Annotated in this window: 11 protein-coding genes; 9 read left to right on the top strand and 2 right to left on the bottom strand. The window is 33.4% G+C overall.

Features of this window, described 5'->3' with window-relative positions:
* The first annotated feature begins 48 nt into the window (after positions 1-48).
* The 7 genes from BMY96_RS08100 (at position 49) to BMY96_RS08130 (ending at position 11,085) form a co-directional block, all read left to right on the top strand.
* On the top strand, positions 49-3,081 hold the full coding sequence (locus BMY96_RS08100) for a SusC/RagA family TonB-linked outer membrane protein (RefSeq protein ID WP_175473535.1): 3,033 nt from the start codon (positions 49-51) through the stop codon (positions 3,079-3,081).
* Positions 3,082-3,095: 14 nt separating this feature from the next.
* Positions 3,096-4,616, top strand: a complete 1,521-nt coding sequence (locus tag BMY96_RS08105; protein WP_092851177.1) for a SusD/RagB family nutrient-binding outer membrane lipoprotein — start codon at positions 3,096-3,098, stop codon at positions 4,614-4,616.
* A gap of 9 nt (positions 4,617-4,625) precedes the next feature.
* Positions 4,626-6,491, top strand: coding sequence for a LamG domain-containing protein (locus BMY96_RS08110; protein WP_092851179.1), 1,866 nt, complete (start codon positions 4,626-4,628; stop codon positions 6,489-6,491).
* Between the two features lie 465 nt (positions 6,492-6,956).
* Positions 6,957-7,679 (top strand): sensor histidine kinase, encoded by a 723-nt coding sequence (locus tag BMY96_RS08115; protein WP_349267201.1) that lies wholly within the window; start codon positions 6,957-6,959, stop codon positions 7,677-7,679.
* A complete protein-coding gene (locus BMY96_RS08120) occupies positions 7,676-8,389 on the top strand; it encodes a LytR/AlgR family response regulator transcription factor (protein ID WP_092851181.1) in 714 nt (237 codons plus the stop codon). The genes BMY96_RS08115 and BMY96_RS08120 overlap by 4 nt, the downstream gene beginning before the upstream one ends.
* 277 nt (positions 8,390-8,666) lie before the next feature.
* Positions 8,667-9,965, top strand: a complete 1,299-nt coding sequence (gene fucP, locus BMY96_RS08125) for an L-fucose:H+ symporter permease (RefSeq protein WP_092851183.1) — start codon at positions 8,667-8,669, stop codon at positions 9,963-9,965.
* Between the two features lie 40 nt (positions 9,966-10,005).
* Positions 10,006-11,085, top strand: a complete 1,080-nt coding sequence (locus tag BMY96_RS08130) for a peptide-N-glycosidase F-related protein (RefSeq protein ID WP_092851185.1) — start codon at positions 10,006-10,008, stop codon at positions 11,083-11,085.
* Between the two features lie 848 nt (positions 11,086-11,933).
* Here BMY96_RS08130 and BMY96_RS08135 read toward each other — a convergent pair.
* Complete coding sequence (locus BMY96_RS08135) at positions 11,934-15,542, bottom strand: glycoside hydrolase family 38 N-terminal domain-containing protein (protein WP_092851187.1); 3,609 nt, start codon at positions 15,540-15,542, stop codon at positions 11,934-11,936.
* 18 nt (positions 15,543-15,560) lie between these two features.
* Complete coding sequence (locus tag BMY96_RS08140) at positions 15,561-19,157, bottom strand: glycoside hydrolase family 38 N-terminal domain-containing protein (protein ID WP_092851189.1); 3,597 nt, start codon at positions 19,155-19,157, stop codon at positions 15,561-15,563.
* A 423-nt stretch (positions 19,158-19,580) separates the two neighbouring features.
* Here BMY96_RS08140 and BMY96_RS08145 point away from each other — a divergent pair, with 423 nt between their 5' ends.
* On the top strand, positions 19,581-20,783 hold the full coding sequence (locus tag BMY96_RS08145; RefSeq protein ID WP_092851191.1) for a CaiB/BaiF CoA transferase family protein: 1,203 nt from the start codon (positions 19,581-19,583) through the stop codon (positions 20,781-20,783).
* Between the two features lie 28 nt (positions 20,784-20,811).
* Positions 20,812-23,505: a GH92 family glycosyl hydrolase gene (locus BMY96_RS08150; RefSeq protein ID WP_092851193.1), complete on the top strand. Its 2,694-nt coding sequence runs from the start codon at positions 20,812-20,814 to the stop codon at positions 23,503-23,505.
* Positions 23,506-23,542: the final 37 nt, after the last annotated feature.

The raw sequence follows: 23,542 nt of genomic DNA on the forward strand, positions 1-23,542 counted from the left end.
AATGTACTTAAACTTCTGTTTACTCTAAGTATACTGTGCTGTTACAGTATGAAAGCACAAACTGTGGTAAACGGAACGGTGGTTGATTCTAGTGGAATTCCTTTACCTGGAGTAAATGTTACTGAAAAAGGAACTGCAAATGGTGCCTCAACAGACTTTGATGGAAACTATTCTCTAAGTGTAAGTTCTTCTTCAATATTAGTATTTTCTTATGTAGGATTTGTGCCCCAGGAAATTACAGTAGGAAATAAAAAAACGATTAATGTTACTTTAGTTGAAAATCTTGAAGCTTTGGATGAGGTAGTAGTTACAGCTTTAGGGATTAAAAAGGAAAAGAAAGCGCTGGCTTATGCAGTACAAGAAGTAAATTCCGAAACAATTACGGCTGCTGCAAATCCAAATGTTGCTTCGTCTATACAGGGTAAAGCTGCTGGAGTTAATATTACCAATTCAGGCGGTATTGCAGGTAAGCCAAGAATTGATATTCGTGGTGCTAGTTCCTTGAGTGGAAACGATCAATTACTTTGGGTAATAGATGGTGTGCCTTTTTCTACTCAAGAATTTTCCTCAGATGCACAAGATTTATTTGGTGGTAACTCTAATGGAGGTGGGTTTTTGGATATTAATCCAGATGATATTGAAACTATTTCTGTACTTAAAGGTGGGCCAGCAGCTGCATTATACGGTGCTCGTGGTGGTAATGGTGTTGTTCTTGTTACTACAAAAAGCGGGAAGCGATCACAAGGTTTAGGAATATCCTATACTGGCTCTACTACATTTTCCGAAGCAGGTTTTTTTCTAGATACGCAAAGGGACTACGGTCAAGGTATAAATGGGGTTTACGATCCTAGTTCTAGAGTAGCATGGGGTCCTCGATTTGATGGTCTTGAACGAGTAGCTTGGACGGGTGAGTCGCTACCATACCAATCTGAATCTAATTTATTAGAAGATTTTACAAGAACAGGGGTAAGTACAAGACATGCTCTAACTTTTACTAAAGGTAGTGAGCAAGGAAACTTTAAGGTTTTGGTAAGTAAAGACGATACCGAAGGTATATACGAAGGACAAGCTTTAGAACGCTTAAATTTCGATTTTAAGGCAGCATACGATATAAATCCGTGGCTAAATGTTGATGCAAAGGTGTCTTATATAAACACAAAGGGGTTTCAGAGACCTACTATAGGTAGATACAGTTTTGTTTCCTTTTTTAACACTATGCCGGCAAACATTAGAACTCGCGATTTGTCTCCAGGCTTTGTTTTTGAAGATAATAAAACTAAAGAGATTTTGTTTGGACCCAGCGCAAACTTAACAGAAAATGCCAATGCAGATAACAGAAACCCTTATTTTTTACAAACTCAAACTTTTAATAGAGATCAACGTAATAGATCGTTTGGATATTTAGCTACCAATGTTAAGTTTTCAGAAGCACTTAGATTAAAAGTAAAATATGGCTTAGATATTTATAGATATGAGCAAATAAGTGGTGCTCGCTTTGAAGACCAAATATTCTTTAACAATACCCCATCTATTAATACCTCGGAGTCTTTCTTTAAAGAAGAAAACGCAGAATTTTTATTAAGTTATAATAAAGATTTAAATGAAGATTTTACATTTGGAATTAGTGCAGGGGGTAACCAAATGCGAAGAGGTATAGAGTCTCTAAACGCATCATCAGGTAAATTAGATTCAGAAACTACACTTTTCTTAAATGCGGGTACTAATATACAGGCTAATGAGCAATTTACAGATGAGGAAATCCATTCTTTATATGGTTTTGGTGATGTTTCTTATAAAAATTACTTATTTCTAAATGCTACAATTAGAAATGACTGGTCTTCAACACTACCAACCTCAAACAATTCATTCTTATATTCTTCCGTTGGACTAAGTGCGTTAATCTCTGAAATGGTTGAAATGCCAAGTTGGATAGATTATTTAAAGGTTAGAGGTACTTGGGCAGAAGTTGGTAAAGCATCTACACCACAAACCACAAACCCTACATTTAATGTCTTTTTAAGTAATTTTAATTTATCACAGTCAACTACACCAAATGAAGGTGTCGATCCTAATTTGGATCCGGAAATTTCTACCACTACGGAGTTTGGTTTAGAATTTAGATTATTAGAAAATCGTTTAAATTTTGATGTGGCTTTTTACGATGAACGTACTAGAAATCAAATTGCGTCGGTACCTGTTAATAGCACAAGTCTTTTTTCAAGTTTGCTTACTAACGTAGGTGAGATCTCTAATAAGGGTATTGAAGTATCTGCGAATATAGTGCCTATAAAAACAGAGGATTTTAATTTAGGACTAACATTGAATTTTGGAACTAATAAAGGGGTAATAGAAGAACTTCCTGATGGAACAGAGTTTTTTCCATATTTTGCAAGTAATACAATTATAGAAGAGGTTCGTGGATACGTTGGTGAAAGATATGGCGATATTTATGGATTTAAGTACCAAAGAGACGATCAAGGAAATGTTATAGTAGGAGCAGATGGTTTACCTGTAACAACAACCGAAAAGGAAAAAATTGGTAATATTCAAGCTGATTTTACGGGGTCTATTGGTCTAAATGCTGCATATAAAGGATTCTCTTTAAATGCGTTATTTGTAATGCAACAAGGTGGAGATATTTACTCATTAACAGAAGCGGAAGCAACATCTTCTGGTAATACTCCAAAAACATTAACTTTAGGAAGGGATCCATTTTTTACACCTAACGGTATTTTAGCAGATGGTAGCTCAAATACTACAATAGTATCTGCGCAATCTTATTGGCAAACTGTTTCAAATATATCTGAAGAATTTCTATATGATGCCTCATTTATGAAATTAGGAGAGGTTTCTTTAGGATATTCTTTACCTAAATCAATATTGAATTCTTTTGGTAATGGACTTTTAAGTGATGTTAGATTTTCTGTAATAGGTAGAAATTTATTTTACCTATATAGAAATACACCAGGTACAGTGCCTGATGCAGGCGTGTTTAACTCTTCTGTAGGAGGACAAGCTTTTGATTTTTCACCTGTACCAGTGGAAAGAACCTATGGTTTTTCACTTAATGTTAAATTTTAAAAAAAAAGAAAATTATGAGAAAATTACTAATAGCCATCTTTTTTGTTACGGTTAGCTGTACAGAAAATTTTGAGGAAATTAATACTAATAAAAATGCCGTTACTGCTCCGCAACCAGGGCAGTTGTTTAATAGAATTGTTACAACACCAGTTTTTGATTATCAACGTAACGTAAACCTATTTGCTGATTTTTACTCTCAGTACTGGGCTAATACGGTATCTAGCTTTGAATCTGGTAGATACGAGTATGTTGATGGATGGGCTTTTACTGGATGGAATGCATTTTTTGTTGATGAATTAGCTAATATTAAATCTCTGCAAGACTTATATGGAGACGACCCCTTTTATAGTAACTTAATGCAGGTTTTAGAAATTTGGGAAGTATCAGAATGGGCACGTATGATGGCATACTATGGTGATTTGCCATATTTTGAAATTGACTTTGCATCTAAAGTTCCATACAATTCAGAACGTGATATCTATTACGATTTATTTGATAGATTAAATAACGCAGTAAATGCTATAGACTCTAGTGATACTAGCCAGTATATAATGCCCAGTGCAGAAGATTTAATATATGGTTGGGATTTAGAGAAGTGGAAACGTTTTGGTAATTCTATGCGATTACGATTAGCGATAAGAATATCTAACATAGATCCGGGAAAAGCGCAAACAGAAGCAGTAGCAGCTATAAATGCTGGTGTTATGCAAAGTAATACTGATGTAGCACATATCCCCGCTTGGGTAAATGGCTTTTACGATTATTTACGTAACATGGCTATTTTTTGGGATAATATTAGAGCATCAAAAACTTTTATAGATATGATGTATTCTCAGACTTCCATGGAAGACCCAAGAGCAAGAATATGGTTTGATTATAAAGAAAGCTCGCCATTGTTTGGTAGCGAACGTTTAGAGGGTGTTGCTAATGGTTACAATATTTTACCAGCTGATGCCAACGATTTTACAACTATGAATGAAAACACAACTTATATTGGTTTTACAGGAGATGATGCAGAAATAGACCATTATCAACCTGTTATGCTTTATGCAGAGGTATTATTCTTACAAGCTGAGGCGGCGTTACGCGGTTGGACAGGTGGAGATGCAACAAGCCTTATGCAAGAAGGTGTTAGAGCTTCTATGGAATTTGTTGGAGTAGAACCTGCGGCAGCTAGTACTTATATAGAAGAGCTCCCAGCGTTAGCAGGATCTAATGAAGCACAGTTAAAACAATTAATTACCCAAAAATACATATCTAATTTCCCTAATGGTAGAGAAGCTTGGGTAGATTTTAGACGTACAGATTATCCAGATTTAACCTTACCTATCGATGGTGTAAGTAGTGCATCTACAGTAGCATCGGGTACATATGTAAAACGTATTAGGTATCCAGATAATGCATTCAATGTGGAGGCAGATATGCTGCCTTCAAATCAAAATACAATAGATACAAACCGTATGGATAATAAATTATGGTGGGATACTGCAGATACTAAAACAAAGTCTAACGGTTTAATGAATAGTAATTTTTAAAAAAATACCATGAAAAAAATGTTTAAGAATTTAAAAAAAGTAGCACTAGCGTTGCCTATTATACTGGTGCTGTTTGCCGTGTCTTGTGCAAACGATGACGATGCCACGGGACAGAATTTTGATATAGCTCTATTGGAAGCAAGAATTGATGAAGCTGAAAACTTAATTGCTACTTCAGTAGAAGGTATAAACGCCGGGGATTTTCAGCCAGGATCTAAACAGAGTTTACAAGATGTTGTAAATTGGATTTATAAACGAATAGAAAGTTCTAAAGCTCAAGCTGATATAGATGATGCTGTTGTAAAAATTAATGCAGCCATCGATAAATTTTTAGTGAGTTTGGTTTCTGAAGCTTTTCCTTGGGTTAAATCGGAGAATGGAGCAGGTATTCAATTTTCAGATAATATTAAAGCATTATATTTTAATGATGTTACAGTTGAATTTCAAGTATACATAGTTGATATTAACCCTTCAGGATGCTGTGCTAATTTAATTTCATCAGTCGATCCTGCTGCGAACGGTCTAGGTGTACGTTATTTTGGAGACGGACAAGTTGAGATTTATGCAGGTATTGGTGGTACATGGCCAGAAGCAGAAGCTCCAGTTGGAACTCTAGTGGCAGGTCAATGGATTAATATTGCTTTAACAAATAATCAATCTACAAGTAATTTATATGTTAATGGTCAGTTAGTGGCTACTTTAGAAGCAGTTCCTGCTTTATCGAATTTACCATTAATATTAGGAAATAGTCCGGCTTTTATTGAAAGAGTAAGTAATGCACTTTACAAAGAATTTAGAGTTTGGAATAGCGTGTTAGACGCAAGTACAATACAAAGTAATATTGGTGCATCTTTTGATGGTTCAGAGTCAGGACTTGAAGTATATTTCCCCCTTGGATCAAATTTAGGTTCGTCCTTTTCTGATATTAGTGGTGATTATACTGCCACAATAAATGGGACAGTTGAGTGGGTTTCAGAGCCACCAATAATTCTCCTAGACTACACGAATTTGAATGCCTCTATCCAACAAATAACTGATTTTAGAACTACGGTTACTGAAGGTGATATGGATGGTGATTATCCTATAGGAGTATTAGAATATATTGATAGTTTAATTGCATCTGCTAATGATACACTAGAAAATGAAACTAGACAAACAGCTCTCGATGATGAGGCAGCTAGGTTGACTGATGCTATAAACTTAATTAATGCAAACCTCGTTGCACCTGCAGATGGAGTTTACATTGATAGTGAAGATCCAAATGCCGTAGGTTTAAGAATTACTCCTAATTATACTCCACAAGGCGATTATACTTATGAGTTTGAAGTCAGGTTAAAAACTTTAAACTTTACAACCACCCCTCCAATTGGCGATATTATGGGTAATGGTAATATTGGCTTTCGTGTAAATGGTTATGCTGAATTAACTGAAGAAAATGTGCTTAATTCTGGTGGAGGTTGGAACTGGACCAACGTAGAAGGATTTGGTTATATTGGTCCTGAGTATCCAGCTGGAACATTAAAATCTGGAACTTGGCAACACGTAGCTATTGTGCATGATAATACAATAATGACAACTTCAATATATGTAGATGGCGAGATGGTAGGACAATCTACAGATATAGGAGTTCCAGCAGTATCTGGATGGGAAGAAATTTGGTTAGGTAATTCTTTTGGTTTTAAAATGAACGGGGATATCAAGGATTTTAGAGTTTGGGATGAAGTTCGTACTGTTGGACAGTTTGATGCAGATATAGACGGCACAGAATCAAATTTACAAATATATTTCCCTCTAGATAGAGTTAAAGGTATACAGTTTAAGGATGAAACTGGAGATTATGCTGGAGAATTGAGAGGTGTTATATGGAATAAATAGTTAATTTCTATCATTGTTTTTAATACTAAAAAACGTTAGACATCTGTGTCTAACGTTTTTTTTTAATAACTTGTAAAAAAAAATACTTTTTAAGGGAAATAAATCCTTATGTCGTACTATACTAAATTAAAACCAGCAAGGATATACAAAATTACCTTAAAACATCATGTGATGTTTTGGTTGATTTATTTTTTGTTCAATACGTTTCGTTGGGGTAGTTATTTTAATGATTACCTGTATTCATTACAAACAAATTTGATTGGTTTTCCAATACACATGTCACTTTGTTATCTCAATTTATACGTTTTAATGCCAGTGTTTCTTTTTAAACGACGTATATTATTCTACATATTGTCTTTACTGTCGGCTATATTTCTAATGGTGTTATTGAAATTTAATTTAACATATTTTTTAGTAAGTACTGATGTTTGGCCAGAGGGACCGGAGATTATTAATCATCTTACTATGAACTATATTGTTGATATGATGATAGGAGAATTATATGTTATAGCGTTCGTAGCGGCCATAAAAATAACATTCGATTGGTTAGAAGAGAATAAACGTTTAACAGATTTAGAAAAAATTCAGTTAGAAACCGAACTTCAGTTTTTAAGAGCGCAAGTATCTCCTCATTTTTTTCTAAATACGCTCAATAATATTTATGCGCTTTCCATTACTAATTCTAATAAAACATCGAAGGTAATCATTAAGCTTGCAGGATTACTTAAATATTTGCTATACGAAACTAGAAAAAAGAGGCAAACATTAGAAAACGAATTACATTTTATAGAAAACTATTTAGAAATTGAGAGAATAAGACATGGTAATAAATTAGTAATTGATATGAATATCTCTGGAGATATACATAATAAAACTATTGCTCCAATGCTGCTAATATCATTTATTGAAAATGCATTTAAGCATGGGGTCAATAAAAATATAGATAAGGTTAAAATAAGTATTAACTTTAAAGTTAAAAAAAATTATCTTTACTTTTATATTTCTAACCCAAAGCCCCAAGAACTGCAAGAAGAAGGATATACAAATACAATGAAGTACGAAGGAGGTATTGGCTTGGAGAACGTTAAAAAAAGATTAACTTTAGGATATAATCAAGACGATTATATTCTTAAGATTGATGATTCTGGCAAAAATTTCAATGTTAAATTAAAACTTAAAGTAGTATGATAATTAGAAGTATCATAATTGAAGACGAACCGTTAGCAATTGAAGTTATTAAAAGTTATTTAAAAGAATTTCCAGTTTTTGAGCTGCTTGCTACTTTTAATAATGCAATAGATGGATTGGCATATTTAAAAGAAAACTCTGTAGATGTAATTTTTTTGGATATTAATATGCCTTTACTAGATGGTTTAAGCTTTATAAGGAGCTTAACAAAAAAACCAACTATTATAATTACTAGTGCTTATAAAGAACACGCTGTTGAGTCCTACGATTTAGAAGTTTTTGATTATTTGATGAAGCCAATAGAATTTTCTAGATTTGTAAAAACAGTTAATAAAATAACTAGTGCATTTGAGTCAAAATCTAGTTCAGATTCTCAGTTAACTAATCGTCCTTATATTTTTATAAAAATAGACAAGAAGAAACTTCAGAAAGTTTACATCGATGAAATATTAGTGATTGAAAGCCTAAAGGATTATTTAAAAATAAAAACAGAATCAGGGCGTTTTATAATACATCAAACCTTAAGTGCATTTACCGATTTATTACCAGATAACTTTATTAGAATTCACCGTTCCTATACAATAGCCATAAATAAAATAGATGCTATAGAAGCTAATAGCCTTGAAATTGACGGGATAAGATATACAATAGGAAGAACTTATGCAGAAAAAGTTAAAGATAAGATTCTAAAATCGGGTTTAGTAATTTAAATTTAGTTCCGGGAGATAGACTTATTTTCTAGTGCACCGCTTAATATATTTATTTTTAAGCCACCTATTCTAATGGTTTGAAATTTTAGATTCTTACTATTTAATTTTAAAAAAAATATTTAGCATACCATAGTTGTTGTTGGTCGAAATTTTTCTATAAGGTATATAGGTTTGTTTATCATTGAAATTCTTTTAGTAGCAATTCTATAGAAGTTTTAAAAGTAAGCCTGTTAAACGATACTTCTTTTTTTTTAACAAAGTACTTAAATAAAAAAATATGCATAAACCAAAAGTTGTTTCGCAAAATGTTTTGTTTCCTTTTGTTTTAGTTACATCATTATTTGCATTATGGGGTTTTGCAAATGCCGTTACCGATCCCATGGTACAAGCCTTTAAAAAAGTTCTAGAGCTATCAAACTCGCAAGCCGCTTGGGTACAAATGGCATTTTATGGTGGCTATTTCTGTATGGCAATGCCTGCCGCTATGTTTATGAGAAAGTATTCTTATAAAGTTGGTATATTAATAGGTTTGGGCTTATATGCTATTGGTGCTTTGATGTTTTATCCGGCAGCACTGATGGAACAATTTTGGTTTTTTTGTTTTGGACTTTATATTATAACATTTGGGTTGGCATTTCTAGAAACGGCCGCTAATCCTTATGCTTTAGCTTTGGGCCCCAAGGAAACGGCTACTCAAAGATTAAATTTAGCTCAGGCTTTTAATCCATTAGGGCTTATTGCAGGTTTATTTGTAGCGCAACAGTTTGTGTTAAAAAAATTAAAATCCGACGATATCACTGATTTTAGCGCTTTGGATGAAGCTTCAAAAATCTTAATAAAAACATCCGACTTATTAGTAATTCGCAATCCTTATGTAATTCTAGGCTTGGTTGTTTTAGGAGTTTTTGTATTGTTTTTTATAAGTAAAATGCCGCAACCTAAAACAGAAGGCAGCATGCCTAATATTACAGAAACCTTTTCAATGCTTTTAAATAATAAAAAGTACACATTAGGTGTTTTAGCACAAGTGCTATACGTAGGAGCACAAATTATGTGTTGGACTTATATTTATCAATACGCCGAAGCCATAAATATAAATAATGTAACAGCGGGTTATTACCAAATGGTAGCTTTTATACTATTTACTTTTGGGCGAGCTGTTGGTACTTATTTGTTAAAATTCATAAGCTCTGGAAAATTACTTATGTGTTTTGCTGTTTTAGCTATTATATTTGTTAGTTCTACAGTTTTTATAAAGGGTGTTATAGGTTTGTACTGTTTGGTAGGGGCGTCTTTTTGCATGTCTTTAATGTTTCCAACTATTTATGGAATTGCTCTAAAAGACCTTACGGAAGAACAATCTAAAGTTGGTTCAGCAGGTTTAGTTATGGCCATTGTTGGAGGAGCATTATTACCAAAATTACAAGGCGTAATCATTGATATTGGAGGGAATGGAGTTGCAGATGTAACTATTTTATCGGTGCCAGAAGTAAACATCTCCTTTGTGCTACCTTTATTATGTTTTGTATACATTGCTTGGTATGGTAGAAAAGTGTTTTCTAGTTATGATAGGTAGTTATATAGCTATTTAATAAAAATGCAACTAAATAAAAATTATGAAAAAAGAATATTTTAAAAAAGCATCAAGGGTAATACTATGTGTTGTATTAGTAGCTACGTTAAATTCTTGTAGTGGTAGTAGTGAAACTGAAAATGAGAATTCTAAAGAGAATAACCTTTTAGAAAATTTTGAAACTCTAAATTTTAAAACATTTAGCCAAACTAGAGTTGCATTTGGAGCGGGACTTAGTCAAACAAAAATTAACACTTTTACTTTAAACGACGATAATACCAATATAAAATCAATCAAGATGTTTATAAATTTAGACTGTCCTTCTGTGGGTTGTAATATATGGGATGTGTATGCTAATATTAGTGTGAAGGATAAAAAAACGGAAAAGTGGTTTGAATTGGGGCGTTTTATTACGCCATACGGCGTTGATACGTCTCAGCTTACAAGAGGAATAGAAATAGATGTTACCGATTTTAAATCCTTACTTGAAGGACAAGTTGAATTAAAGGGGTTTATAGAGACATGGGGAGCCGATGGTTGGAATTTATCAGTAGAGTTTGATTTTGAGCAAGGTATACCAGATTATCCTTATTATGCCGTATCAGAGGTTATGGCATATAACACATTGTCTTTAGCAGGTGTACCTTATGGAAGTAGTACTGAAGGATTTGATTTAACAAAATCTATAGGTATACCAAGTAATACATTTAGTACACATTTACGAACGGTTATTTCTGGTTGGGGGCATGCCACTCCTGCAGATAGCGATGGCAGAGGTTGTGCAGAATGGTGCTTTAGAACTCACAAAATTCTTATTAATAATGAACCTACATTTACACACGAATTAAATCCTATTGGGTGTGGAAGCAATAAAATAAACCCGCAACGCGGTAATTGGGCACCAGATAGGGCGGGATGGTGTCCAGGAATGGCTGTACCTGTTAGGGTAGATAAATTTGATAAGGCGAACTCCAATAATACATTTAATTTTGAATATGATTTTGAAGATTGGGTCGCAGATGGTGGCACACAGTCAAGTCAAACCGGAGCGTATTATGCTATTTCAACTTATGTAGTAGTAAAAAGTAAAACACCAATACAGCCTCCAGTTGTAAGTAACTAAAAAAGCTTATTTCATAAACGCGTTAATACCTTTAGTTTTTTCATGATAATCCCTGGTGTTTTTATAGGATTTTGTTTCAGCTGGAATAACAAAGGATGCAGTATAATTTAATTGGTATTTAGCATTTAATAAGTTTGCTTTTTATTTTTAACCAAAGGCGGTACACGAACAATTATTAATTTTTGCTTTAGCTTAAGTGTTTATATAAAAACGGCTTAAATTATAAGAATATGTTTTATGCATTGGCACACTATTTGGTTTCCGGTCTTTCCTTTTTCTAGTATATAAGGGTGTGAAATAAATTTGTGTTATTTATTTCTTCTCTCTTTAAGTTTAAAATTTATGTATAGCTTTATTTATACTTATTGGTCTAAACTTACCATTTAAATCTAGCCTTAACCAGTTATTTATTTTAAAGTAATTATAAGATGGTTCATTTATTTTTAATATTTAATTAGCTGTACTAGACCCCGTAATACTACTCTGTAGAGTTATAAATATATCGTATTTATTGAAAAATAACATGAATTTTTATGCTTTTAGTAATGACTATTCCTTAAAAATTAGTTTTAGCCCCTTTAAGGTTTATGCTCTCTTAAAAAGTAGGAAGATAATACTTAGGATATTTGTTTGCTTTAAAAATAAAATTGGTTTTTTATTGGGTTATAGTTTCTTCAACATACTTTTTGAAGTAGTCTAAATCGTAATTTTGTTTACTGCGATAAAAAAGTTATTAATAAAGTGTTTTCATGAAAATTTGTCGATTAATAGTGGAAAAGCGTAAAAAAAAATGACTATCTAGATTAAGTTTAGATAGCCATTTTTACTAAAAAAAAAAGGATGGTTGGTTATTTAGTTTCTATGCTAAAGGTCTCTATTGAGTATTTTCCAACGTTTAATGCTGGTGCAACAGGAACTGGGTTTTCTTCAATAATATTTGTGTGGTTTTGAGACTTAATATCAAAGTAAGAAGATATGTTTACCGTTTCATTTGTGTCTTTTACATTATACATTCTTGTAATAAAATCTTCTGAGTCTTCTGCTTTTTTTACGGTAGTAACAATTACATTTTCAGAATCAAAAGAAAAGAAACTTAATTGTTCTGGTAAATATGGTTTAGCTGCTGTTATTGTATTTAGGACTACCTGTATAGGCTCGTTTTCTTGCTTCGCAACTTTTTGCCCAATAATACTTCCAGCTTTGTTCGATGTGAATACGTTATGAAAGTTATGATTTCCTCCTTGAGAATATTCATTACCTTCCCAATGGCAAGAGGTTCTACTTGCTAACAAAAGGTTTTGTAGTATTGGTGTGCCAGCTTTAGTTTTACCAGTTGGATCTATCCAATCTGCGGCAGCTACAGATGAGCTTAAAGTTACCGATATGTCATTATCAGTAGCCGAAATCCAATCTATAATAGCTCTTGGGTGTACATCTTTACAAAGTGGTGTGTATCGTTCTCCTGCTGTTTCAATTTCGTCTTTTCCAACGCGAACACTTCCAAAAGGCACTTCATGAGCTATTTCAGGATTGTCCATATTTATAGGAAATGCAGTTCTAAATTCTCTGTATAATTCTCCAGACCAATTGCGTAAGCTTGTATTAAAGTAAATGCGTTTTAAATCGTGATATAGTGTTACATCTTGTCTTACAATGGCGTGATTAATTTGTTGTTCAAGCCTGTATTTGGTGTAAACAGTACCATTTTCTAGTATTTCCCATTGGGTATTGTGAGCACTTACTTGATCGTAATCTTTCATGGTAGGTTGTTGTACATCTCCAAATTCTCCGGCTCCGTTTCCTACAGATTCCATAGTAAATACATCGCCAGCTTTAAATACACTACTATCAAATAGTTCTTTCTTTAATTCTTTATCAAATACGCTAGTAATGCCGCCTTTTTCAAAAGTAATATCGTAAAAAGGGTTATTATACTTATTAATTGTAGCGGAACTCTTTTTGTTTTTTGAAGACGAATTTTTATTTTGTAAGTAATATGTAGCATAACCTATGGAAGGGATATCTTTTGCTATAAAAGTTACATCAATACTTTTAATACTTCCATCATCATAATATTTAGCATTAGATGTTTGAGATGGTACTTCTTTTTTATCAGCAGATACAATAGTGATATGCTTTGTTACTGCTTTATTAAATTTTAATGTGGTAGTTACAGGGTCTGTTCTTTGCCATGATAAACTATTAAAAAGCACGATAGGCTTACCTAATTTTTCATTCTTTTTAATTTTAGACGAAATAAGCTCTATACCATCATTTAAAAGGTTTTGCCCCATGGTTCTAGATTTTACAAAACTCTCTTTAAAAAGGTTATCTGTAACGTCACCGTCATGACCACCCCAACCATGGTCTGGGTAAATTTTGGCTTGCCACGCTTCATCTAAGGCTTCAAATGGATATGGTGATAATTCTGGTTCAATTTTATTTGCTATGGATAAAAACTTTTCAGCGGCCGGCAATAATTTAGATGCTTCTCTGCTTGCTGTAAGTGCATCATGATGTCCAGGACCATGAATGTAAACCCAAACATTAGGGCGTTCTCCCATAATTGTATCTACCTTAGTTGCATTTTTTTCAGCTAAAGGAAAAAATTCATCAACAGTCATTAATTCCATTTTTGGTAAATGTACATCTATGTCCTTACCTTCGGTATCTTTTACTTTATCAAAGGCATTCCATGTATCAATATAGTCGGAGTAATCAATGGCTGGCAACATGTCTTGACTAGATAGTAAAGGGGTTTGTATTTTACCTTCGTCGAAACTATTTTCCCAATACAATACTTGTTCTGCACCATATTTCATTTTATTATTCATATCTCTAGAAAGGTAAAGTAAATCGTTACCGTAATGTCCTGGAGAGTAGGTAAATACGGAGCTTCCGTCTGGGCTAGCCCAATGGAACATGCCTTTTGCATGCCTACTAATTACCATATAATCAACACCAGCTTTTTTTAATATTTGCGGGAGTTGCATTGTTTTTCCTGGTACATCAACATTCCAGTATACTTTAGAGTCGTATCCTCCAAAGGTTTTTTTAACCCACTTTTTGCCTAAGTACAATTGTCTTACTTGGTCTTCGGCATCATACATATCCTCATAAGGGCAATTGTAAGTAGCACCAACAGACATTAATTTTCGTTGCAGTAATGTTGTAATTTGCTCTTCAGAACCTGGGTGTCTTTCAATATATTCGCGAAGCATTAATCCATCTTCAATATCAAAACCATAATCATCTCTTATAAAAGCATCTTTAAGTACTGGTGCAAGGAGTAAGGTGTCTCTTAAAATAATGCATACTTCTGGTCTGTCTACCCAAGCAATATCTTGGTGGCTAGAATTCATTATAGATACCAGACCTGTTTCGTATTTTTTATCAAAAAAATCATCATAGGTATCAAAAAACTCTGGCTTGTATAATTTTGCTAAAGAAGCTGTCCAATTTGGATTAAAATTGGCAACATGATGATATAGAAAACTACCTTCAATTTCTGACTTCATTATTTTCCCATCGCCTTCGTCAAAGGCTACAACAATCTCCTGGATATTGTGAACAATTTTGAAAGTGTGTTTTGGAGCATTTATACTAAATGATGCTTTAGCAAGTTCGCCTTGACCAGTAAATGTTTTTGTTTTACTTTTTTTGCCATCCGATATAACGTAAATTGATTTGCCAGCAAAATGTGCAGGTGCATCAACATAAAGTTTCCCGTCTTTTTGTTTAATACTAAAAGCAGCTTCATCGGTAACAGATTTATTTATGCGTTCTACCACGTCTGTACCTTTAAATATCATGAACCAACAGTTGGAGCTTTTTTTACGCCCAACAACTTTAATTTTTGCACTTTCTCCTTTTTTTAGAGATGATGTAGGTACGGTTAAACGAAAAGCACCAAGGCCGTCGCCGTTTAAGTCTCTTCTTACTAAAATGTATTCGGCATTACCATTTCCAGGATTTTCTGTAATGGAAAGTGAGCCATCTTTGTTAGAATTAAAAGTTAGTAACGGCTTGTCATTAATAAAAATGTCAAAGGATTCTCTTAAGTTAAAATCAATATCACTCAAAAAAAAGAAATTTACTTTATCCTTAGCGTAGTTTTTAGGAACCTCGCCTGTTAAAAACTCAAATCCTTTTTCTCCTGTGGTAGCTCTCGAAATCATTGCCACATTCATATCTTCTCTTAATGATGGATACAAGAAATATTCAGACCCAGAAAGCATTTCTTTATACCCTTCTATGTCATTTTTACAAATTTGATGTAAACGATAATTGACGTTAAGACTTTCTATATGTCCAACACTTCCGGTACCACCATGAAAAGCGGAACTTTTAGGGGTTTTTAAAACACCATCGTTTGCATAAGCTGCGCTAATAGTAATTAAGGCTAAACCGAAACTACAAATTAGATTAAGGATTGATTTTTGATTTTTGATTTTCATTTTTTAATGTATTAATTTTTATTTAGTACCCAGGCTAAAAGTTTCAATAGCATATTTACCAAGTTCTAATCTTGGTGCTATTATTTTAGGATTTTCTTCTATAATATTAGTATGCTTATAAGAGTTTATATTGAAATAGGAAGACATCGTTACGCTTTCATTTCCATCTTTAAGATTGTACATTCTTGCAATAAAATCTTCAGAATCTTCCGCTTTTTTAATGGTTGTGATGATGACATTTTCCGCATCAATTTTAAAGAAACTCAAATTTTCTGGCAAGTATGGTTTTGAAGTGGTTACAGGGTTAAAAACAACTTGTATAGGTTCGTTTTCTTGTTTTGCTATTTTTTGTCCCTTTACACTTCCTGATTTGTTGGATGTAAATACATTGTGATAATTGTGGTCGCCACCTTGTAAATATTCATTACCCTCCCAATGGCATGATCGTCTACTGGCTAGTAACAAATTTTGTAACATAGTTGTATTTGTTTTTCCTGTTGGGTCAATCCAATCGGCAGCAGCTACAGATGAGCTTAAAGTTATAGATACATCATCCTCTGTTGCAGAAATCCAATCTATAATGCCTCTTGGACGTACATTTTTACAAAGTGCTGTATACCATTCGCCACCAGTTTCAATTTCATCTTTACCAACGCGTACGTTTCCAAAAGGTACTTCGTGAGCCACTTCTGGGTTATCCATGTTTATAGGAAATGCTGTTCTAAATTCGCGATATAATTCACCAGACCAATTGCGTAAACTGGTATTAAAATAAACACGTTTTAAGTTATGATACAACGTTACATCTTGTCTTACTATACTATGTAAAATTTGTTGCTCTAGTCTATATTTGGTATAAACTGGGCCATTTTCTATAATCTTCCATTTAGGATTATGAATGCTTACTTGGTCAAAATCTTTCATAGAAGGTTGCTGTATATCTCCAAACTCGCCAGCACCTGTTCCAACAGATTCCATAGTAAAAACTTCTCCTATTTTAAACGCATCTGTTTTAAATAAGTTTTTATTAAATGCTTTATCATATACTTGTGAAATGCCGCCATCTTCAAATGTGATATTGTAAAATTGATTCTCATAAGTATCTAGCATCGCATTTTCGTTTTTACTTTGTATAGAGCTAATTTTGTTTTGAATGTAATACGTACTGTAACCAATAGAAGGAACCTCAGCAATAAACGTAATAGCTATACTTTTAATACTGCCATCATCATGTAATTGTTTATTGTTAGTTTGTGATGCGATTTCTTTTTTATTTGCAGCTACAATAGCTATATTTTGAATTTTTCCTTTAGGAAAATGAACCGTAATGGTTACAGGGTCATTCCGTTTCCAGGATAAACTATTATATAATACAATGGGTACACCTAATTTTTTATTAGATTTTATATAGCTTGATAAAAAGTTAATTCCTTTATTTAAAAGATTTTGGCCTAAAGTTCTTGACTTTACAAGATTTGCTTGAAATAGATTATCGGTAACATCGCCATCATGACCACCCCAACCGTGGTCTGGATAAATTTTAGCTTGCCAAGCTTCATCAAATTCCTCAAATGGATAAGGCATTTTAGCAGGTTCTATTTTATTGGCTATTGATAAGAATTTTTCGGCAGCTGGTAGTAACTTAGAGCCTTCTCTACTTGCTGTAAGCGCATCATGATGCCCTGGCCCATGAATGTAAAGCCATACGTTTGGGCGTTCTCCTAAAATAGTATCTACCTTTGTAGCATGTTTTTCGGCAAGTGGCATATACTCATCTACAGTCATTAATTCCATAGGTGGTAAATACACGTCTTTAGCTTGCCCTGTTTCATCTTTTAAAGTATCAAATGTATTCCATGATGCTATATAATCAGAATAGTCAATAGCGGGCAACATATCTTGGCTAGATAGTAGTGGTGTTTGTACTTTACCATCTTCAAAGTTCTTCTCCCAAAACTTTATTTGTTCAGCACCATATTTTATTTTAGAGTTCATGTCGCCTCGCCTTAGCATAGTTTCATCAACACCATAATGCCCAGGGGAATATGTAAAAACAGAACTTCCATCTGGACTTGCCCAATGAAACATCCCTCTAGAATGTCTACTAATTACCATATAATCTACACCTGCTTTTTTGAGTATTTGTGGTAGTTGTAGCGTTTTTCCGGGTACATCTACGTTCCAGTATACCTTAGAATTGTACCCCCCAAAGGTTTTTTTAACCCATTTTTTACCAAGATATAATTGACGTACTTGATCTTCGGCATCATACATATCTTCGTACGGGCAATTGTATGTAGCGCCAACAGAGATTAATTTGTTATTTAAAAGTGTTGTAATTTTTTCTTGAGATTCTGGGTGTCTATTAAGATATTCTCTTAGCATTAAACCATCTTCAATATCAAAACCATAATCGTCTCTTATAAAAGCATCTTTAATAACAGGTGTTAAAAGCATCGTATCTCTTAATATAATGCAAACTTCTGGCCTGTCTACCCATGCAATGTCTTGATGACTAGAGTTCATGATGGAAATCCCTCCATCTGCATATTTTTTATCAAAGAAATCGTCGTACGTATCAAAATATTCTGGACGATACATTTTTGTTAAAGAAGCTCGCCAACCATTTTTATAGTTAGTTTTATTATGGTATAAATAATGCCCTTCAATATCGGTTTTTGATGTTGTACCATCGTTGTTTTCAAAAAGTAAAGACAGAGCTTCATTTCCATAAACAATTTTGAAGTCATTTTTAGGAGGCGCGATAGTGAATGATGCTTTCGATTGTTCGCCCAACACCTCAAATGTTTTTACTTTACTTTTTAGACCGTCGCTTATAACGTATACTTTTTTACCAGAAAAATGTGCTGGAGCGTCTACATAAAGTTTTCCATTTTTTTCTTTAATATCAAAAGCAGCTTCTGTATTTGCCGATTTTTTAATATGCTCTACAGCATCAATAGCTGTAAAAATCATAAGCCACGCATTATCGTTTTTTCTAAGGCCTTCTATTTTAATTTTTGCAGATTCTCCTTTTTCTAAAAACGAAATTGGTATGGTTAGTCGCATGGCACCATAACCATCTCCATTACCATCACGCTTAGATAAAACAAATTCAGCCTTGCTTTTGGATATATTATCTGTAATATCTAAAGTTCCATCTTCATTGGCTTTGAACGTAAGTAGAAAGTTGTCGTTAACATGTACCTTAAAATGGTCTCTATGCTTTAGAGAAATATTACTTAACATAAAAAAAGTAACGGTCTCTTTATTATAATCTACAGGAACTGTACTCGTCAAAAAAACAATAGGCTCATCGTTGCTATTGGACCGGGTAAATAGTGAGCTATACAGCCCATCCCTAATTGACCCATAAGCTCCAAATTCTCGTCCGTTTAAAGATTTGCTATAACCCTCAATATCATTTTTGCAAATATTGAATAGCTTATAATTCATGTTCAGCTCTTGTATGTGGCTATTACCATTACCTTCATGAAATTCTATTGTAGTTTTAGTTATGTTAGGTTTAATTCCATGAGCATGAATATTAACTACCAAAAGCAGTATAAAACTAAGCTTAAAATAATTATAAAGTTTTTTAATATTCAAGTGCATAATTAATTAAATTTGAACAAATTTTTTAATAAAACTAAATCGGTTTAGTTATCAAATATATTAAATAATTTTAGTTTTTTAGCATTGTAAACGATAAGTACTTGCTTTATTTATAGCTATTTATAAGGTATATTTAAGTTTTTAGGTTTTTTGTAGCTTTAAAAGTGTTATTTAGGTATTTCAAGGAGGTGTTCGTCGAAATGTTAATTTTATTAAATATTTGAAAATTATATTTAGATAATAAACTATAATTCGTAAAAACTAGTAATAAATGGAATTTTAGGAGTATTTATTTTATTCTGCTTTAGTTAGAAATGAAGTTAAAATAGTAATTAAATATCTCAACAATGAAAATTTGAGCGAAGCTTTAAAAGTTTTTAAAATTAAGATTTTACATTAATATAAAATTATAAAATTACAAAAATGCAAGAAGCACTAGAAGGCGTTAAGGTTTTAGATTTTTCGCAATTACTGCAAGGGCCTTATGCAACCCAAATGATGGGTGATTTAGGTGCAGATATAATAAAAATAGAAAGAAACGGAACTGGAGATATTTATAGAGGTATGACATTTTTAAACAAATGGATTGCTAAAGATGAATCGCCTTGTTTTATGGCGTGGAATAGAAACAAACGCTCATTATCTATAGATATTAAATCTGAAGAAGGAAAAGAAATTATCTACAAACTTGTTAAAGATGCAGATGTAGTAGTTGAGAATTTTCGCCCGGGAGTAATGGCGCGTTTAGGTTTTGGATATGAAGACCTAAAAAAGATTAACCCAAGTATTATTTATTGTTCAGCAAGTGGTTGGGGTGCAGATGGCCCTTATGTAACTAGACCAGGGCAAGACTTGTTAGTGCAGAGTGTTAGTGGTGCTGCGATGACTAGTGGAAAAAAATCTGATAGCCCTGTGGTATTAGGAACATCGCTTTGCGACCAAGTAAACGGATTGAATTCTGTTTATGCTATTCTTGCAGCATTATATTTTAGAGAGAAAACAGGTAAAGGACAAGAAATAAAAACAAATTTATTGTCGTCTGCTATAGCTTTTCAAATGCAGGATTTTTTTGCAATTCAGAACTTAAATACCCCTTTTGTACGACCAGAATCAAATATAGGACACCCAGGAAGTGGAGCACCATTTGGAACATATAAAACAAGCGATGGCTATTTAACAATAGCCATGAATCCTTGGGCTAAGTTAGTTAAGGCATTAGGAGAACCTAAGCTCATGCAATATGATGATGCGCAAGTACTTTATGATAAACGTGATGAAGTTCATGCAGCTATAGAAGCTGTAACAATAACCAAAACTGCAGATGAGTGGTTAGATATTATGTTGGAAATGGATTTGTGGGTGGCCAAAGTACACGACCAATCTGAGGTAGAACATAATCCGCAAGTTATTCACAATAAAACATTTGTAGAGGTAGAGCACCCTAAGGCAGGAAAAGTAAAGGTTACTAATATTCCTTTTTATATGAGTGAAACACCTGGGCAAATAAAACGACCATCGCCAATGTTGGGCGAACACGGAGAAGAGATTTTAGCAGAATTAGGACTGAGTAAACAAGAAATTCAAGAGTTAATTGATAAGAATGTTATAACAATTGAGAGGCTTTAAAAGCAGTTTGTTAAACCTTTAGAAATATATGAAAAGCGTAACCTTTACAATATCCTCAAAATTAATATATACATTAGTAATAGGTACGCTTTTAACAGTAAGTTGTAATCTTAATAAAACTCAAGATTCACTTACCGAAGTAAATTCTCCAATAGATTACATTGATACACGAATAGGAACAAAATCATGGTCTGGTAAATCTACCTTAAGTCAAGCCGAATTACCGCAAGGGCATGTTTATCCTGGTGTTGGAGCGCCTTTTGCAATGACGCAGATTAGCCCACAAACCACAAAAAAAGATATTCCGTATTGGTGGGAGCATGAAAAAATTCAAGGATTCCGGAGTACACATTATCCAAACGGAGCCTCTATGTCTGAATATGGTCCGCTAACTATAATGCCTATGGTTGGAGATTTAAAAATTACGCCAGAAGAACGCGCATCCACATTTAACCATGCAAATGAAATAGCAAAACCACATTATTATTCGGTTACTTTAAACGATTACAATATTAAAGCAGAATTAACTGCTGTTGCTAAAGCCAAGTTTTTACAGTTTAGCTACCCAAAATCTAATGCATCTCATATTGTTATAGATAATCCCTTTGCACATGGTTATTTTAAAGTGAATCCAGAAAAAAACGAAATTGAAGGCTACACAGATAATTCAGGTAGAGCAGGTAATATGGGCTATACAGGTAGAGAATTTGCATCGTATTTTGTGGCAAAATTTAGTAAGCCTTTTGATAGTTTTATGATAGTACCAAAACCTGACATAACAAAGACACCTCTTCTGTTTCCTGAAGGATTTACAGGTAAATTTTATAACAATCTAAACTTATCTGGTAAGCCAAGTGTTACAAGAAATGATGCTATTATAGATTTTGAATGGAGCGAATCTCCTGCAAAAGGTATAAAACCCAATCAATTTTCAGCAAAATACATTGGTGAACTCGTAACAACACAAGCAGGAGTTTATACATTTTATGTTACTAGCGATGATGGCGTACGATTATTTTTAGATGATAAATTAGTTATAGATTCTTGGTATAATCGAGGTGCAACTACTAATACGTATAGTGTTTCTTTAGAAGCCACTAAAACATATAGCATTAAAATTGAATATTTTGATAGTGGTGGCGGTGCTACATTAAAGTTTGGTTGCGCACCTCCAGTAACACATACGCCAGAACAAATTAGTCTAATGGCAACTAAAGGTGCTCAGGCTAATGCGGTTCATGTATCTTTTAAAACTAATAAAGACGAAAAAGTACAAGTTAAAATTGGGACTTCTTTTATAAGTATAGACCAAGCAAGAAAAAATCTAAATAGTGAAATTAATCATTGGGATTTTGAAAAAACAGCAGAAGAGACTAAAAATAAATGGAATCAAGCATTAAGTAAAATCAAGATTGAAGCCTCAGAAACAGATAAGAAAATTTTCTACACCGCTTTACAACGTTGTATGCTTTTACCAAGAAATATAACAGAAGATGGGTATCATTATAGTGCGTTTAATGGCAAAGTAGTGCCAGGAGTTATGTATACTGATTTTTCATTGTGGGATACATTTCGTTCGGAACATCCACTGCTTATACTTCTTGAACCTGAAAGGGTTTCAGTAATGATTGAAGCGTTGCTTAACTCTTACGATGAAGGCGGTTGGATTCCAAAATGGCCAAGTCCAGGCTATTCAAACATTATGCATGGTACACATGGCGATGCTGTAATTGCGGATGCATACATAAAAGGAATCAAAGGCTATAATGTTGATAAAGCGTTTGAAGCCATGATTAAAAATGCAACTACTAAAAGTACTGGTCGTTATGTGGCGCGTGCAGGAATTTTAGAGTATCAAAAATTAGGGTATGTACCTACTGATAAATATGGAGAATCGGCAATAAGAACCATGGAGTTTGCCTATGATGATTATTGTATTGCACAAATGGCGAAAGCTATAGGTAAAACAGATGTCTATAATGAATTCATAAAACGTGCTCTATATTATAAAAATATGCTAGACCCCGAAACAAAATTGGTTAGAGGAAGAAATTCCGATGGTTCTTGGCGAGATGCTAACGACCCATCAATTAGTGGGTGGGCGTATGGAAGCGACAAGGACAGAGAAAATTATTTTAGGAACATTACACTTTTTGCCCCGCATGATGTGCAAGGATTAGCCAATTTTATGGGAGGCAATCATAAACTAGAGGAATACTTAGACCATTTCTTTAAAAACGACTTCTATTACGTAGGCGATGAATATTCGATGCATTCCCCATATTTATACAATTACGTTGGAGCGCCATGGAAAACTCAAAAGCTTATCCGAGAATTAATTAATGATAATTTTGAAGAGACACCTGGTGGCTTACCAGGTAATGAGGACTGTGGACAAATGTCATCATGGTATATTTTTGGAGCCATGGGATTTTATCCTACCTGCCCAGGTAGTCCTACTTATCAAATAGGAAGCCCCGCTTTTAATAAGGGGAGTATTAATCTTGCAAATGGTAAAGTCTTTACTATAATAGCGAATAACAACTCAAAAGAAAATGTGTACATACAATCTGCGACTTTAAATGGAGAAGCTTACACAAAATCTTGGATTCATCATGATGCTATTATGAACGGTAGTACTTTAGAATTTGAAATGGGGCCAAAGCCTAATAAAAATTGGGGAGACTTGAAAGGAGATAGACATGTTTCAATTAGTGAATAATTGAAGCGAAAAAATAGTATTGTTTATAATTAAAAAA

This window comes from Algibacter pectinivorans, from assembly GCF_900112595.1.
Taxonomy (GTDB): domain Bacteria; phylum Bacteroidota; class Bacteroidia; order Flavobacteriales; family Flavobacteriaceae; genus Algibacter_B; species Algibacter_B pectinivorans.

Bases quoted from the DNA above. Each gene is read 5' to 3' on its own strand.
- BMY96_RS08100 (WP_175473535.1), top strand. From the start codon at position 49: ATGAAAGCACAAACTGTGGTAAACGGAACGGTGGTTGATTCTAGTGGA.
- BMY96_RS08105 (WP_092851177.1), top strand. From the start codon at position 3,096: ATGAGAAAATTACTAATAGCCATCTTTTTTGTTACGGTTAGCTGTACA.
- BMY96_RS08110 (WP_092851179.1), top strand. From the start codon at position 4,626: ATGAAAAAAATGTTTAAGAATTTAAAAAAAGTAGCACTAGCGTTGCCT.
- BMY96_RS08115 (WP_349267201.1), top strand. From the start codon at position 6,957: ATGAACTATATTGTTGATATGATGATAGGAGAATTATATGTTATAGCG.
- BMY96_RS08120 (WP_092851181.1), top strand. From the start codon at position 7,676: ATGATAATTAGAAGTATCATAATTGAAGACGAACCGTTAGCAATTGAA.
- fucP (WP_092851183.1), top strand. From the start codon at position 8,667: ATGCATAAACCAAAAGTTGTTTCGCAAAATGTTTTGTTTCCTTTTGTT.
- BMY96_RS08130 (WP_092851185.1), top strand. From the start codon at position 10,006: ATGAAAAAAGAATATTTTAAAAAAGCATCAAGGGTAATACTATGTGTT.
- BMY96_RS08135 (WP_092851187.1), bottom strand. From the start codon at position 15,542: ATGAAAATCAAAAATCAAAAATCAATCCTTAATCTAATTTGTAGTTTC.
- BMY96_RS08140 (WP_092851189.1), bottom strand. From the start codon at position 19,157: ATGCACTTGAATATTAAAAAACTTTATAATTATTTTAAGCTTAGTTTT.
- BMY96_RS08145 (WP_092851191.1), top strand. From the start codon at position 19,581: ATGCAAGAAGCACTAGAAGGCGTTAAGGTTTTAGATTTTTCGCAATTA.
- BMY96_RS08150 (WP_092851193.1), top strand. From the start codon at position 20,812: ATGAAAAGCGTAACCTTTACAATATCCTCAAAATTAATATATACATTA.